This is a genomic window from Corynebacterium afermentans subsp. lipophilum (assembly GCF_030408375.1).
Classification (GTDB): domain Bacteria; phylum Actinomycetota; class Actinomycetes; order Mycobacteriales; family Mycobacteriaceae; genus Corynebacterium; species Corynebacterium lipophilum.
In genome coordinates, this window is the sequence record NZ_CP046530.1 from 2,235,094 (window position 1) to 2,249,057 (window position 13,964).

Consider the following 13,964-nt stretch of genomic DNA (forward strand, 5'->3'; position numbering starts at 1 on the left):
GGGGCTGTGAACAATTAGGAAATGTGCGGGTGAGTTTTCCACAGGGATGAGGTTTGCGGTGTGGAATTTGTGTGGATTCACGTTCTTGAACCCCTGGTAAAGAGCACATTTGACCAGGTAGACATGTATATTTTCACACCATTAGATAGTGACGATATAGGTGGATAACTCCATTGACCACGGCGTTTGACAACCACGAAATGTCCACTCGAGTGGACAATTTCCGGCATAAGCAGGGTGTATACCGCGACACTTATCCACATTGCTTTACGCCTTCCGTCAGCACGCCTCCAGAGCACTTCGCTACGCTCTTCACCATGTCTCCTCGAAGCATGCTCTGGGCGTATCTCGCTTCCGTGGTAGCCGTGCCGGGCGCGTTTGTCGCGGGGATCGGACTCGCCGGTGACAGGCTCACCCACGCCACAACATGTCTCATCGGGATCGGCGTTGTCGTTCTGACAAGCGTGGGCTCTGTCGGCTGGGCGGCCGCATACACCCGCGCAACCCGCGCGCAGCGCGGTACCACCGTGGCCGTCTGGATCGCCACTGCCTGCCTACTTGTGGGCCTGGGCTCCACCGGCCTCGTCTATTGGGAGGAGTACCAGGCGGGAATGTCGCTGCCGATCATCAACCTGTTTCTGTACCTCATCCCCCTCGGCCTACTCATCCTGCTCGGCTCGGCCGTTGCGCAGACAGCTGCAGCGCGGACGTCACGCGCGCGAAGCGAACGCCAACGGTAGCACCTCCACACCGAATCGCTCGGCGATATCGGCTGCGGCAACGGTGACCGACCAGGCGGAATCCACCTCGCCGACAAGCAGCAGCACCGGGCCCTCGCCCACGTCGAGCCCCGAGTAGTCGAAGTACCGGTCCAGCGCATTGACGCGGAAGGCAGAGTTGCGCGCCTGAACCTCGGTCTCCCCGGCGCGCACTGCTCCGCCGTAGGACATCTGTCCGACGCGGGCGAGCGCCTCCGCGGTGGAGGCGACCATCTCCGCCCGCGCCGGATCCGCCGACCCGAGCGCGACCACCGTCGCAGGGCGTATGTCCCAGTCCCAGTCCGCCAGCACCGCCACGAAGCGGGTGAGCCACTGGTCGTCGCGCCAGTTCGTGGCGGGACGGTAGGTGTTGTCCCGCAGAAGCTGGGCCAGGGCGGGGCCGCGGGCGACGTCGTTGAGCCGGCCGAGCGCCTTGCCCGCCTGAACGCCCTTGATTTTGCCGCGTCGAGCGGATCCCGTCGGCCACATCTTGCGCTGGCTGAGCGGCACACCGGGGGCTTTCAGGCGGGCGTCTATCCGCTCGGCGAGCGCCGGGTCCACATCCGTGGGCAGGTAGTTGCCGGTGCAGTTGTCGCAGCGCCCGCAGCGCTCCCCCTGCCCGATCGTCGGATCGTCCAGCTCGCTGCGCAAAAACACCATGCGGCAGGCGTCCGTGGTCTCGTAGGCCAGCATGAGGTCCTGTTCACGCCCACGGGCGTCCGCCAGGCCGTCGTAACGCTCGTGGTCGTAAGCCCAGGGCGCGCCAGTAGCGACCCAACCGCCCTTGACGCGCTGCACCGCACCGTCGACGTCGAGCACCTTCAGCGCCTGATCGATGCGCGAGCGCGACAAATCCACGGCGTTTTCCAGCTTCGGGGTGGACACCGGCTCGTCACCGAGTGCCCCCAGCAGCTGTTTAACCACCGGCTCCTCCGGCATGGACACGGACACGAAGTACTCCCACACGCGCTGGTCTTCCGGGCCGGGCAACAGCACCACCTCGGCGTGGTCGGTGGCGCGCCCCGCGCGGCCGATCTGCTGGTAATAGCTCACCGGCGAGCTCGGCGCGCCCAGGTGCACCACGAAACCGAGGTCCGGCTTATCAAAGCCCATGCCGAGCGCCGAGGTGGCCACCAGGGCTTTCAGCTCGTTGTTAATCAGCGCCTGTTCGAGGCGCTCGCGTTCCTCCGCCTCGGTGCGGCCGGTGTAGGCGGCCACGTTCCAACCAGCGGTCGCCAACGCCTCCGCCAGGTCGTGCGCGGCAGCCACGGTGAGGCAGTAGATAATGCCGGAGCCTTCCACCTGCGCCAGGTACTGCGCGATCCAGGCGGCGCGCTGGGTGGGGTCTCCCAAACGCACCACGTTCAGTGACAGGGATTCGCGGTCCAGCCCGCCGCGGAGCACGCCGGTGCCTTCGCCCAGCTGGGCGACAACGTCGGCCACCACGCGGTCGTTCGCCGTTGCGGTGGTGGCCAGGACGGGGGTGTTGGCCGGGAGGTCGCTGATAAGCAAAGAAATGCGCCGGTAATCCGGCCTAAAATCGTGCCCCCAGTCGGAGATGCAGTGGGCCTCGTCCACGACCAGCATGCCGACGGACTGCGCGAGGTGCGGCAGCACCTCCTCGCGGAAACCCGGCGCGTTGAGGCGCTCCGGGCTGATCAGGAGCAGGTCCAGGTCGTCGACGCCCGCCTGGATCTCCTCCCACTGCGTCATGTTTGCGGAGTTGATCGTGGCCGCCCGGATGCCGGCGCGTGCGGCCGCTTCGACCTGGTTGCGCATCAGCGCGAGCAGGGGCGAGACGATGATGGACGGGCCCTCTCCCGCCTCACGCAGAAGCTTCGCGGCGATGAAGTACACCGCCGATTTACCCCAGCCCGTGCGTTGCACCACCAGCATGCGTTTGCGCTGGTTGACGAGGGAATCGATGGCCGTCCACTGGTCGTCGCGCAGGGCGGCCTGGGGCCCCGCGATGCCCTTGAGAAGTTCGTCCGCTTGTTCGCGTGTCGCAGTCATGGCGCACACCATATACCACGACCCCGACACGGGTGTTCGAACAATGGTACCGTCCGCAACATGCCCGACAAAGAACCCGAAGAACCACTGCAGGAGACCGAGGACTTCGAGCACACGCGCCACAACGCAGAAGAGGAACTTAACCGGATTTATGCGCAACGGAAAGAACTCATGCGACGACTCGCAGAGTCCTAGCTAACCCAGCTCGTCTTCCGCCCAGTCCGCCATATATTCAGCGATGCCCTCCGGATCTGCCAGGAAGTCACGCATCGCCCGAAACGCGAGGGTGTCTTCCACCGCGAGGCCACGATCCATGCCATGCTCACCGACTTCCACGATCTCCGCGCCCGGTACACCCAGCACGATCGGCGAGTGCGTCACCACAATCACCTGCGCGCCCGCCTCCCCTAGCGCGTGCAACTGCGCCACCAGTGCCATCTGCGCCACTGGGGACAGCCCCGATTCGGGCTCGTCCAGCAGATACAGCGCATCCGGGATAAGCCGCGACGTCAGCTCCATCACGGACTCCCCGTGCGACCGGCCGCCGAACTCCGTCACGCGCGTGTGCGTCTCGCCGCGCAAGAAGTACCCGGCCTTCGCGCGCGGCCCGGTCCGCAGCTTAAGCGCGCCAAACATCGGGTCGCGGGGGCCAGACTTACCGACGCCCCACGTTCCGCCTTCCACCGCAAACCCCCACGCCCGCGCAATCCCCTCGAGCAGGGTGGACTTTCCCACCCCATTTCCGCCGGTGAGCAGCGTGATCCGGCGGGTAAACGGGAGGCCGAACTCCGCGACGTAACCTACTGCCGGCGCGTCGAGCGCCCATGCCGGGGCCGCCGCCGGGTCGACCGAGACGTGTTCGATGAACATCATGGCTCCACCAAAAACCGTGCTGTGCCGGCTGGGTCGCGGACGAACTCCTGGGTGGCGGTGACGGGCTCGCAGTCGCGGAAAAGCACAGGCTCCAGTGCGGGCACGGCAAGGATGCGGGCGCCGGGGACGGCAAGCAGCACCGGCGAATGTGTGGCCATGAGCACCTGCGCGCCCCGGCGGGTCAGCGCCGCGAGCAGGCCGAGCAACTCGAGCTGGGAGAAGACCGAGAGGCCGTCTTCGGGCTCGTCCAGGATGACCAGCGAGCCCGGGCTGAAGCGTTCGCGGGCCATGCGCATGATGCCCTGTCCGTGACTGCGTCGGGTGAGGTCGTTCAAACGGTCCTTTGGGCCGAGGGACTCGTGGTATTCGGCGAGGTCGAGGTAGGTTTCGCCGCGCAGGAAGTACACGTCGCTCGGGTTCTGGCGGCGCGTCAGCGTAAGCGAAGCGTGGAGCCGGGAGTGGTCCGCGGCCTCGAAGCGGGCGTGGCGCGATCCGCCCGCGGCGTTGGCACCGGCGGCCACCGCAATGGCCTCTACAAGCGTGGATTTGCCCGAACCGTTGTCTCCGGTGAAGATCGTGGTCTGCGCGAGTTCGAGCGGCCTATCGGCCAACCGACGCACCACCGGCAGGTCGCGGGCATAACCGCCCACCGGCGCGTCGATTCGAGCCTTGGTCACAAACAAAACTACCGCCAGTTCTCCAGCTTCAAGTTGGGCACCCGCGCAAATTCATGATGGTTCGCAGTCACGAGCACCAGATCATTCCGGATAGCCTGCGAGGCTATCCAGAGGTCATTTGAGCCGATGACCTGTCCCCGATTCATTAGGGCAGCGCGGAGCCTGCCGTAAATCACCGCAGTCTCTCGATCAACCTCAACCAAGGGGCAGCCGTGCAATAGGAGGTCGTACACCCGCCGCATGGCCTCCGGCCTGCGCGACCTCTCAATGCCGACCTCAATTTCTCCCAAGACGACAGTCGATAGGCAAAGATCTGAACCCGATAGTGCGCAACTGCGGCGAACAACCGTTGGCTGGTCGCCGCGTTCAATATCGATCCACACATTTGTGTCGAGGAGGTACCGCACCGATTCTCCTAACGCTGCGCGCCGCCATCGAGATCCGGAGGAAAATCCTCTGGCAGATCCTCAACCTCTTCGACCAACCCAGGTTCAATCCCGTTGGCTCGTTGGAACTCGCGCAACCTTGCGACGACATGCCCGAAGGATTCCCCCTCCGGCCGCAGAAGCAAACCTTCCGGCAGCCGCTCGATCATGACACTGTCCGTGTCGAAGCGCAGTGCCGCCGGAATCCTGACGGCCTGGCTGTTGCCCGACATGAACACCGTCGTGCGAACCGGCCTTTCGCGGATAGGTTCGGCCATCGCAATCACCCCTAGGTCACGTGTATATCAGAGGATATACACGCTCCGGCGCTACGACAACTATCTCAAGCCGGCGGGCAGCGGCAGAAGGCCGTCCACCGCGAGCAGCACGCCGAACGCCGTGCCGGAGACCACGCCGATGATGTTCGCGCTGCCATCCGGGTTCACGGTATAGACCGGCGCGCCGGAATCGCCGTGCAACGCCAAGATCAGCACCGCAAGCTCACCCGTGTCCGGGTTCACCTTCAGTACCGGACCGCAGGTGCGCGAGGTGCGCGCGCCGTCCTTGCACACAATCTGGCCCGGCTTCACCGCAGTCACAGGGTGGTAGCCCGCCACGCGGCGGGTGGGGTTGATCCGCTGGACTGCGTCCGACAGCGGGTTTACCGCGCCGATGACTGGGATGTCCACCGCCCCGCCACGGACAGCCGCAGCGTTGGTGACGCCGCCGTCCAGCGGGAACCAGGCGACGTCGCGAAGCGGGCTTCCCAGCGTGTTGTCGCCGCGCATCTCATAACCCGAATCGCGCAGGTCGCCCGAGATCTTCGTGCGGTTATCCGCCGCGTACACCGCCACCGGCACCGCACCACCGATCGGCGCTAAACAGTGGCCCGCCGTCACGCCATACGCCCGCCCGTCGCGGTGCGCCACCGTGTTGAGGGAACAGCCGTAGCGGGAACCGTCGCTATAGGCGACGCGGATGCTGTCACCGGCAAACACAGCCACCGCCTGCGCCGGGGCGGCGAGCCCAACCGCGGTAGCCGTCGCGAGCAGGAGGGACACAGCCAAAGTGCGCGCACGGCGCGCCACGGAAAACGTCATGGGCGGTATTGTATCGGCACACAAAAAGGCGCGGGCCCCACTCCTCACAAGTGGGACCCGCGCCTCAAATGCTGTTGTCGTTGGACTGCGTTATCCGTTCTCAGGCGGAGCAGTCGTCGATAAGCGAATGCTTTATGCGCTTACGACCTCGAAGTTCACCTTGCCCTCCACGGAATCGTGGAGATTGACCTTGACCTGGTAACCACCGGTCTTAGTAACAAGGCCCTTCGGCACGTTGATGCGGCGCTTATCCAAGTTCGGGCCGCCAGCAGCCTTCACGGCCTCAGCAATGTCAGCCGGCTTCACAGAGCCGAACAGCTTGCCGTTGTTAGCGGTGCGCACAGCAACCTTGACGCCCTTGAGCTGGTCGAGCTGGTCACGCAGCTCCTTCGCGTGGTCCAGGTCGCGGACCTCGCGCTCAGCCTGGGCACGCTTAATGTCTTCAATCTGCTTCTCTGCGCCGCGGGTAGCCGGGATAGCCAGGCCGCGCGGGAGCAGGAAGTTGCGTCCGTAACCGTCCTTGACCTCGACGACCTCTCCAGGCTCGCCAAGCTTCTCGACGGCAGCGGTGAGGATCAGCTTCATAATCCTAACCTTCCTTATGGTGAAAAATGCTTGATGTGTGGTTGTCGTTTAGAACGGTGGCTCATCGCCCGCGCCGCCGGAAAAACCGCCGGCCTCAGGGGCGGAACCCCACGGATCATGCTGAGGCTGGGACTGGTTCGGGTTGCCCTGGCCCTGGCTCTGGCCGCCCTGGTTCTGGCCGCCGAAGCCGCCGTTTGCCGGGTTGTAGCCACCCTGGCCCTGGTTCTGGCCCTGGCCGCCCTGGTTGAAACCGCCCTGGTTTCCACCGAAACCGCCGCGCTGGCCTCCCTGGTTGCCGCCGCCGTAACCGCCCGCACCGCCCTCACGCGGATTGCGGGTGACAGACGCGCTGGCGTACTTCAGGGACGGGCCGACCTCGTCGACCTCGATCTCGAACACGGTGCGGTTTTCGCCCTCTTTGGTCTGGTAGGAGCGCTGACGCAGCTTGCCGGTGACAACAACGCGCATGCCCTTGGTCAGGGACTCCGCAACGTTTTCCGCCATCTGGCGCCAGCAGTTGCAGGTCAGGAACAGGGCTTCGCCGTCTTCCCACTGGTTCGTCTCCCGGTTGAAAGTGCGGGGCGTTGACGCAATGCGGAAATTCGCAACTGCGGCGCCGCTCGGGATGAAGCGCAGCTCCGGGTCCGCAACCAAGTTGCCGACAACGGTAATGGGGGTATCGCCTTGAGCCATGTCCTAAACCTTCCTACCTGCTGATCGTGTGGTTTCTGAGCCTACCGGTTCTTACTTATCGGTACGCAGAACCTTGGTACGAACAACGTTGTCGTTCAGGTTCAGCACGCGGTCGAGCTCCTTGACCGTGTCAGCCTCGCACTCGAGGGTGACAACGGCGTAGATGCCCTCTTCCTTCTTGTTGATCGGGTAAGCAAGACGCTTCTTGCCCCACACATCAACGTTCTCCACCTTGCCGTTGTCCTTGCGGACGGTCTCCAGGAACTTATCCAGGGACGGGGCAATGGTGCGCTCATCCTGCTGCGGATCGAGGATGATCATTACTTCGTAGTGACGCACGGACCTCATCACCTCCTATGGTCTTGGTTGTTTCGGCCATCACCCTTGTGGTCATGGCAGGAGGGTCGTTGCGTCAAGCAACCCGAACAGACTACCCCACGGTTTGACCAGCTCAAAAACCCTAGGGTTTCTGGTGGGTGCTGCTCGGGCGCCGCTGACTCCACATTGCGGACAATTCCGCCGCCACCAACTATTGGTGCGCACCCAGCAATCCGCGGCGCGTCGGGGCGGCTGCTCGCAAAAGTTGACGACTCGATTTCGCGACCTGGGGAAACGCGCCGCCTAAACTGGCCGATTGTCAGCTTTTACGAATCCGCGCCGCCGGGACTCCGCATTGCGGACAATCCCGCCACCACCAACTATTGGTGCGCACCCACGTTGTGCACGAATCAACGGGGCGTTTACAACGTCGGAAACGGCGGAAATGCCGATCCCTACAAAATCCGCCTAGTGCGGGTTGGGCACCGCCGAGAAGAGCGCGAGGGAGACCGGGATGACGGTCATGAAGAGGAACGCCACTAAGCCGAAGCTAATCGACGTTCGCTTCCGCCCCATCACCGCAAAGTAGAACGAGGCACTGAACAGGAAAAACGCCACCACGATGGAGGCGATGCCCAGGATTGTGGTGGCGTTCATCGGCTATGCCCTAGCCACCGTGGAGCCGGTGGGCTCGGGCTGCTCGGCGTTGGCCGGGTTGGCTTCGGGGCGGGCCGGAGGGGCGTCGATAGGCAAAGGCTCCTTCCACTGGTACGGCAGCGACATCAGCGGATCGTGGCCGTTGTGGGCGTCGCGGACCTTGTCGCGCCGGCGGCCCAGGATCTGCTGCACCACCAGCACCATAATGGCGATGATGAAGGCGTCGCGGGAGATGATCACCACGTTGAGGAACCACCCCGGCACGCCCAGGTTGTCCGCGCCCATCATGTGCCACATCAGCACCGGCCACACGGCCATGTCCACGACCATCCAGCTCAGAAGGAGGCGCCAGTACGGCAGCGCGAGCACGGCCGGGATGACAAACCACAGGGAGTACTGCGGGCTCCACACCTTGTTGAAGATGAGGAACAGGCCGACGATCAGGCACACCAGCTCCGCGATGCGCGGGGTCTGCGGCGCTTTCAGGCCCAGGATGAGCACGCCCAAGCAGCCCAGCAGGAACAGGATCAGCGTTACGGCGTTGAGGATCACCGGGGCGCCCTCGCCGGAGTCGAAGCCGGTCCAGCCGGTCATGCGGGAGATCACCGCATAGATGGTGGTCCACTCCCAGCCGCGGTCCGTGTTGAGGCGGTTGAACTCGCCCCAGGCGTCCGGGTTGCGCAGGTAGACCGGCACGTTCACCACGAGCCAGGACACCACCATCGCGGCGAGCATCTTGCCAAACGGGGCGAGGTCACGCTTGCGCAGCGCCACCGTCAGGTACGCACCGAGCAGGAAGATCGGCCACAACTTGAACGCGGTGCCCAGGCCGATGAGTACGCCGGCGAGCCAGAACTTCCGGTTGCGCGCTGCCAGCATCGCGGCCACTGCGAAGAAGATCGACGGGATGTCCCAGTTGGTGAACGCATGGACGATCAGCAGCGGCGAACCTGCGACAAGCAGGGTGTCCCAGATGCGGTTGCCCGCGAGCTCGGCGACCATGCGGATCGTGATCACCCAGATGATGGACATCAACAGTGCGGTGACATAGAAGTACCAGCCGGAGTCCGGCAGGAAGTTGTCCACCAGGAAGTAGGTGCTGCGCGACAGCCAGGCCGACAGCTGCTGGAACAGGCCGGCGAGTACCGGGTACTCCATGTAGCGGGTCAGGCCGTCTTCCACCCACGAGTAGTCGTAGACGAAGCCGCCGTTGTCCAGTCCGCGGGCACCGTAGAGCGGAATGATGTCGTTGTAGCAGGCCGCGGTGTACTGGCGGTTGCCGTCCCAGTTGAGCTGGATGATGCCGTTGTCGTCGGCTTTGCCGCCGGCGCAGTGCGCCTTCTGCAGCAGGCCGAAAGACAGGAACACGTAGGCGACGGCGAGGATGGAGCGCAACGGCGTCCAGAAGCGGGCGCGGCCGATCTGGGCGAAGCGCCCCATCGGACCGCCGAGGAATTCCACCCAGCCGCGCGCGAGCGGCTCAGTACGTCCCGGCTGGACGCGGTCCGCCGGATCCGGCCAAGTGATCTGCTGGGTCTGAGTCGACTCGGACATTTACTGCAGTGCTCCCTGGAATTGGTCGAGGACGTCGTTGATTGCGTCGCTGATATTCGGCGCCGGGGCCGGATCCGGCGCAGGCGCGGGCGCGGGGGCCGGAGCAGGCGCGGGCGCGGGGGCCGGTGCAGGCTGCTCGCCAGGTGCTTCCGGCGCAGCCGGGTCTGCCGGAGCCGCCGGGGCATCAGAGCTCGCCGCGGGCGGAGCCTGAGAGGTGTTTCCGGTGTAGCTCGGCGTCGGGTTGGAGTAGTAGCCGCCCAGGCCGGTACCGCCGGAGTAGGGGTTCACGCCCCAGTAGACGGGGTTGGCGTTGGGGAAGCTTTGGAACTCCTGTCCTTCGAGCTCCGTGTCCAGGAACTCCTTCCAGATCTTGGACGGGGTGTTGGAACCGAACATGTTGCCGCCCCACTCGTTGAAAATCGGGGAGGTGTTATCGGCGGTGCCCACCCAGACAGCGACAGCGAGCTGCGGGGTGGAGCCGACCATCCAGGCGTCCTTGTTGTTGCCGGTGTCGCCCATCTGGGCGGTGCCGGTCTTGGACGCGGACTGGCGGCCGCCGGCGAGCACGGCGTTGGAGTAGCCGGCCACGCCCTGCATGGCCTGCAGGGTGTTGTCGGCGACCTGCTCGGCTACACGACGCTCGGTGTAGTCCTTGTCCACCTGGTAGAGGACCTCGCCGTTGGCGTCGACGATCTTCTCCACGAAGTGGGTCGGGTGCATCAATCCGCGGTTGGTCAGGGTGGACATGGCAGTGGCCATGTCCAGCACACGGGACTGGTACTGGCCCAGCACGATGCCTTCGTAGGGCTGGCCGCCGTTCTCGCGCAGGGTCTCGGGGATGCCCGGGATGGACTTGGCCACGCCCAGGGCGTGCGCCATGTCGGCGGTGTCCTGCGTGGTGTTGTCCAGCTCGTCTTGGATGCGCATGTAGGCGGTGTTGGAGGACACGGTGGTCGCCTGGGTCATGGACAGCATGCCGCCGCCACCACCGTCCCAGTTGGTGACGGTGATGTTGCCGGGCAGGTGCACTGGCGACGAGTCGAACATGGACGTCAGCGGGATCCCCTGTTGCAGGGCCGCCGCGAGCGCGAAGATCTTGAACGTCGAGCCCGTTTGGAGGCCGGCGTTGGCGTAGTCCCAGCCGGACGGGTCGTCGCCGCCGTAGTATGCGCGCACTGCGCCTGTCGACGGATCCACGGCCACCGCACCAGTGCGCGCATCCTCCTGCAGGTTGGCCAGGCGCTCGCGAGCGATTCGCTCCATGTTGGCCTGGGACGCGGCGTCGATAGTTGTGGTGATCTGCAAACCGCGGTTGGTCAGGTCGCTTTCGGTGATGCCGAGGGCCTCGAGCTCCTTGATTACCTGGTTCTTGATCAGGCCGTTCGGGCCGGTGGCTTCAGTGTAGGCGGAGTAGGAAGCCGGGTCGCGCGTCTCCGGGTACACCATCCCGGCGCGCTGCTCCGGGGTGACCTTGCCCATCTCCACAAGGCCGTCCATGACGTAGTTCCAGCGCTGCTCCGCAGCTTGGCGGTTCGTCCACGGGTCCAGCTCGCTAGGAAGCTGGATAGAGGCGGCCAGCACGCCGCCCTCCTCGACGGTGAGCTGGGACGCCGGTTTGTCGAAGAATGCGTGCGCGGCGGCCTCGACACCGTAGGCGTTGCGGCCGAAGTACACGGTGTTCAGGTAGGCGCGGAGGATGTCCTCCTTGGACCACTGGTTGGTCATCTTCACGGAGTAGACCAGCTCGTTGGCTTTGCGCTCGTATGAGTGCTCGTTGCCCACCAGCGCGTTTTTCACGTACTGCTGGGTGATGGTGGAGCCGCCGCCTGCCGAGGTGTCGCCGGTGATCTGGCCCAGCGCCGCGCGGGCGAAACCTGTGGGCGAGAATCCGGAGTTGGTCCAGAAGTCGCGGTCCTCCGCTGCCAAGACGGCATCCTGGACCTCCACCGGCACGGACTCCAAGGGGATCTGCTCGCGGTTGCCTTCCGGCGGCACGAGGCGGGCGAGCTCGTTTTCGCCGTCGTTGAAGTAGATCGAGGAGATCTGCGCCGTCTCAATCTCGCCGGGGCCCGGGATCTCAGCCTTGGAGTACTTCCACATGAACCAGCCGACCGGGATCAACGCGAGGAGGAGAAGGAACAGCAAGATAGCCAGTACCCACTGCCACGCGCGGGACTTCTTCTTTTTCTTCACTGCCGTAGTGCCGCCGGACGCCTTCTCTTTGTCAGCGCTCTTGTCGGCGCTTTTGCCAACGCTCTTTTCAGTCACACGTTTTTCCTGCACATTTGCACCCGCCGCGCCCGCGGGGAGGGCAAACGGGCGAGCTACCTACCAAATTCCTACCGGACACCCTACCTGCCCAGTTCGGATTCACACTACTGGTACTGCTGTGACTTCTTGCAACAGATGGTTCCATTTGCACGACGGGCAGACCTCCACCACATGGACGGTCAGCGGCCCCACCTCCGCCACAAGCCGGTCAATCTCTTCTTCGTTCCGCGCGGTGCCTGTGCGCCTGCCCAGCTTTTCGGAGTACACCCAGCGCACGTTGCGCATCGCTTCCCCGCACACGGGGCAGGGCCTGGCGGAATCCTCGCCGTGGTGCTGCGCCGCGGCGCGGAGCAAGAAATCGGCGTCGCATACGTCGTCGATAGGCAAATGCCCCCGTTTGAACTCGCGCAGCCTCTGGCGGCGCTGCCACTCGTGGGACACCTCGTGCTCGTACGTGAACATCCTGGCAATCATAACCCCTGTCCTAGCTGCTAGATTTTGAAAAGGACTTGGAAGAAAGAGGTGTACAGAGGTGGCGCACGACGAACCCTCCGCGGAAGCCATGCGGATCGCGGCGGGCATCCGCCCCGCACTGACCAGCCTGTACGTGGCGTATTTCCGTAACGCGGAAAACTCCGACCTCACCGGCCCGCAGCTGTCCGTGCTGCACCGGCTTGGTTTTCGCGGCCCCACCCGCATTAGCAAGCTGGCCGCGGAAGAGGGCGTGCGCCTGCCCACCGCCTCCAACACCGTCAACCAGCTGGAAAAGCGCGACCTGGTGCGCCGCGTGCGCTCGGTGGACGACCGCCGCGGGGTGTCTGTTGAGCTCACCGATTTCGGCCGCGAGGAACTGGAGCGTGTCGGCGCCGAGCGCACCCGTTCGCTCGCGCAGATGCTCAACGCGCTCGATGCGGAGGCGCTGGAGAAACTGGACGCACTGCCTGGGGTCCTCAACGACCTCGCCCGCGCCTACGCTACGGCGTCTGCGGACTAGCCGCTTTTTTCGTGGCAGGAACACATGTTTATGATGTGTTCATTACCCGAAAACTCGCATACGCGGACCCGTGCCAAGGAGGCAGGCCCTGAGCAGCTCCCCCGGCGCTGACAGCGCCAACTTCCCCAACGTCGCGTTGCCCGTGCGCGTCCTCGTGGGCTGGGACGTGGCAAACACTGAGGCGGTTGAGTTCGCCGCCTGGCTGGGCCGCTCGCTGCCCGTGACTGTGCAGGTCATGTCCAGCGCCCAGTCCAAGTGGTCGAAGTCCCTGCCCAAGGCCTCCAAAGGTCGCAAGAAGCGCATGAAGGAAGCGCAGGCTACCTTCGACACCCGCGTGGAAAAGGCGCTGAAGGAGCACATTCCGCGCTCGCAGTGGTCTGAGGACGTGTCCCGCCTGGTGGACAGCAAGGACATCGTGCGCTCCCTGCACGGGGCCGCAGAGGACTTCGGAGCGGACTTGATTTTGATGGGCTCGCGCGCGAAAACGCCGAAGGGCCGGTTCCGCCCCTCCAGCGTGGCGGACGAGATGATGCGCTCCTGCCCCGTCCCGCTGGGCTTGGCCCCGCGCGGGGTGAAGCTGTCCAAGAAGGGGCTCACCCGCGTCACCTACGCAATTGTGCTTGGCGACGATCCGGTGGCCCCGGACTTCTCCGGCCTGGACTACGCCACCGCGACAGCCTGCAAACTGGGGTTGCCGCTGCGCATCATCGCGTTTTCCCCCACTGCGTACGAGAAGCACACCTCCACCTGGAACGAGCAGACGCTGGGCATGCTGGACCACGCCCGCGACCATGCGTGGGAGCTGGCGGCGACGTTCGCGCCGGAAGTGTGCGACACCTTCGACGTGACCAGTTCCATCTCCGCGGCGAAGAGCTGGAAACGTTCGATCGACTCGGTGAAGTGGAAAAAGGGCGACATCATGTTCCTGGGCACTCAGCCGTCGCCGCAGTTCACCAGCGTGTTTGTGGGCACGCTTGAGGGCGAGTTCATCCGTTACGCCACGGTGCCGGTGGTGGTGTGCCCGCACTCCGGGACGGCGCAGTAAG

At 64.7% G+C, this 13,964-nt stretch carries 17 protein-coding genes; 4 read left to right on the forward strand and 13 right to left on the reverse strand.

The window, feature by feature from the left end:
* The first annotated feature begins 317 nt into the window (after positions 1–317).
* Positions 318–740 carry a hypothetical protein gene (locus tag CAFEL_RS10625; RefSeq protein ID WP_194561122.1) on the forward strand — a complete coding sequence of 141 codons (423 nt, stop codon included), beginning with the start codon at positions 318–320 and terminating at the stop codon, positions 738–740.
* On the opposite strand, the gene CAFEL_RS10630 is transcribed toward CAFEL_RS10625, so the two are convergent.
* A complete protein-coding gene (locus tag CAFEL_RS10630) occupies positions 711–2,771 on the reverse strand; it encodes a RecQ family ATP-dependent DNA helicase (protein ID WP_194561121.1) in 2,061 nt (686 codons plus the stop codon). The genes CAFEL_RS10625 and CAFEL_RS10630 overlap by 30 nt on opposite strands.
* A 60-nt stretch (positions 2,772–2,831) precedes the next feature.
* Here CAFEL_RS10630 and CAFEL_RS10635 point away from each other — a divergent pair, with 60 nt between their 5' ends.
* The gene (locus CAFEL_RS10635) at positions 2,832–2,966 is read left to right on the forward strand and encodes a hypothetical protein (protein ID WP_267238693.1); all 135 of its coding nucleotides are present in this window, start codon (positions 2,832–2,834) and stop codon (positions 2,964–2,966) included.
* Here CAFEL_RS10635 and CAFEL_RS10640 read toward each other — a convergent pair whose 3' ends face one another.
* The 12 genes from CAFEL_RS10640 to CAFEL_RS10695 all read right to left on the reverse strand — a co-directional run bounded on the left by CAFEL_RS10640 (position 2,967) and on the right by CAFEL_RS10695 (position 12,386).
* On the reverse strand, positions 2,967–3,644 hold the full coding sequence (locus CAFEL_RS10640) for an AAA family ATPase (protein ID WP_194561120.1): 678 nt from the start codon (positions 3,642–3,644) through the stop codon (positions 2,967–2,969).
* The gene (locus CAFEL_RS10645; protein WP_353959470.1) at positions 3,641–4,321 is read right to left on the reverse strand and encodes an AAA family ATPase; all 681 of its coding nucleotides are present in this window, start codon (positions 4,319–4,321) and stop codon (positions 3,641–3,643) included. The genes CAFEL_RS10640 and CAFEL_RS10645 overlap by 4 nt, the downstream gene beginning before the upstream one ends.
* An 8-nt stretch (positions 4,322–4,329) precedes the next feature.
* Complete coding sequence (locus CAFEL_RS10650) at positions 4,330–4,728, reverse strand: type II toxin-antitoxin system VapC family toxin (RefSeq protein ID WP_194561118.1); 399 nt, start codon at positions 4,726–4,728, stop codon at positions 4,330–4,332.
* Positions 4,729–4,736: 8 nt separating this feature from the next.
* Complete coding sequence (locus CAFEL_RS10655; RefSeq protein ID WP_194561117.1) at positions 4,737–5,024, reverse strand: antitoxin; 288 nt, start codon at positions 5,022–5,024, stop codon at positions 4,737–4,739.
* Positions 5,025–5,084: 60 nt separating this feature from the next.
* On the reverse strand, positions 5,085–5,846 hold the full coding sequence (locus CAFEL_RS10660) for a chymotrypsin family serine protease (RefSeq protein ID WP_194561116.1): 762 nt from the start codon (positions 5,844–5,846) through the stop codon (positions 5,085–5,087).
* A gap of 132 nt (positions 5,847–5,978) precedes the next feature.
* Complete coding sequence (gene rplI, locus CAFEL_RS10665) at positions 5,979–6,431, reverse strand: 50S ribosomal protein L9 (RefSeq protein WP_034996538.1); 453 nt, start codon at positions 6,429–6,431, stop codon at positions 5,979–5,981.
* A 48-nt stretch (positions 6,432–6,479) separates the two neighbouring features.
* Positions 6,480–7,124: a single-stranded DNA-binding protein gene (locus tag CAFEL_RS10670; RefSeq protein WP_194561115.1), complete on the reverse strand. Its 645-nt coding sequence runs from the start codon at positions 7,122–7,124 to the stop codon at positions 6,480–6,482.
* A 51-nt stretch (positions 7,125–7,175) separates the two neighbouring features.
* Positions 7,176–7,472 (reverse strand): 30S ribosomal protein S6, encoded by a 297-nt coding sequence (rpsF, locus tag CAFEL_RS10675; protein WP_194561114.1) that lies wholly within the window; start codon positions 7,470–7,472, stop codon positions 7,176–7,178.
* A gap of 438 nt (positions 7,473–7,910) precedes the next feature.
* Complete coding sequence (locus tag CAFEL_RS10680) at positions 7,911–8,099, reverse strand: hypothetical protein (RefSeq protein WP_194561113.1); 189 nt, start codon at positions 8,097–8,099, stop codon at positions 7,911–7,913.
* Positions 8,100–8,102: 3 nt separating this feature from the next.
* Positions 8,103–9,653: a glycosyltransferase family 87 protein gene (locus CAFEL_RS10685; protein WP_194561112.1), complete on the reverse strand. Its 1,551-nt coding sequence runs from the start codon at positions 9,651–9,653 to the stop codon at positions 8,103–8,105.
* On the reverse strand, positions 9,654–11,921 hold the full coding sequence (locus tag CAFEL_RS10690) for a transglycosylase domain-containing protein (protein WP_394354809.1): 2,268 nt from the start codon (positions 11,919–11,921) through the stop codon (positions 9,654–9,656).
* Between the two features lie 102 nt (positions 11,922–12,023).
* Positions 12,024–12,386 (reverse strand): DUF5318 family protein, encoded by a 363-nt coding sequence (locus CAFEL_RS10695; protein ID WP_194561111.1) that lies wholly within the window; start codon positions 12,384–12,386, stop codon positions 12,024–12,026.
* A 70-nt stretch (positions 12,387–12,456) separates the two neighbouring features.
* Here CAFEL_RS10695 and CAFEL_RS10700 point away from each other — a divergent pair, with 70 nt between their 5' ends.
* Positions 12,457–12,918 carry a MarR family winged helix-turn-helix transcriptional regulator gene (locus CAFEL_RS10700; protein WP_394354808.1) on the forward strand — a complete coding sequence of 154 codons (462 nt, stop codon included), beginning with the start codon at positions 12,457–12,459 and terminating at the stop codon, positions 12,916–12,918.
* 70 nt (positions 12,919–12,988) lie between these two features.
* Positions 12,989–13,963 carry a universal stress protein gene (locus CAFEL_RS10705; RefSeq protein WP_194561110.1) on the forward strand — a complete coding sequence of 325 codons (975 nt, stop codon included), beginning with the start codon at positions 12,989–12,991 and terminating at the stop codon, positions 13,961–13,963.
* Position 13,964: the final 1 nt, after the last annotated feature.

Coding starts and splice junctions, on each gene's coding strand:
- CAFEL_RS10640 (WP_194561120.1), bottom strand. CDS start 3,644: ATGATGTTCATCGAACACGTCTCGGTCGACCCGGCGGCGGCCCCGGCA.
- CAFEL_RS10630 (WP_194561121.1), bottom strand. CDS start 2,771: ATGACTGCGACACGCGAACAAGCGGACGAACTTCTCAAGGGCATCGCG.
- CAFEL_RS10635 (WP_267238693.1), top strand. CDS start 2,832: ATGCCCGACAAAGAACCCGAAGAACCACTGCAGGAGACCGAGGACTTC.
- CAFEL_RS10660 (WP_194561116.1), bottom strand. CDS start 5,846: ATGACGTTTTCCGTGGCGCGCCGTGCGCGCACTTTGGCTGTGTCCCTC.
- rplI (WP_034996538.1), bottom strand. CDS start 6,431: ATGAAGCTGATCCTCACCGCTGCCGTCGAGAAGCTTGGCGAGCCTGGA.
- CAFEL_RS10695 (WP_194561111.1), bottom strand. CDS start 12,386: ATGTTCACGTACGAGCACGAGGTGTCCCACGAGTGGCAGCGCCGCCAG.
- CAFEL_RS10670 (WP_194561115.1), bottom strand. CDS start 7,124: ATGGCTCAAGGCGATACCCCCATTACCGTTGTCGGCAACTTGGTTGCG.
- CAFEL_RS10685 (WP_194561112.1), bottom strand. CDS start 9,653: ATGTCCGAGTCGACTCAGACCCAGCAGATCACTTGGCCGGATCCGGCG.
- CAFEL_RS10655 (WP_194561117.1), bottom strand. CDS start 5,024: ATGGCCGAACCTATCCGCGAAAGGCCGGTTCGCACGACGGTGTTCATG.
- rpsF (WP_194561114.1), bottom strand. CDS start 7,472: ATGAGGTCCGTGCGTCACTACGAAGTAATGATCATCCTCGATCCGCAG.
- CAFEL_RS10625 (WP_194561122.1), top strand. CDS start 318: ATGTCTCCTCGAAGCATGCTCTGGGCGTATCTCGCTTCCGTGGTAGCC.
- CAFEL_RS10680 (WP_194561113.1), bottom strand. CDS start 8,099: ATGAACGCCACCACAATCCTGGGCATCGCCTCCATCGTGGTGGCGTTT.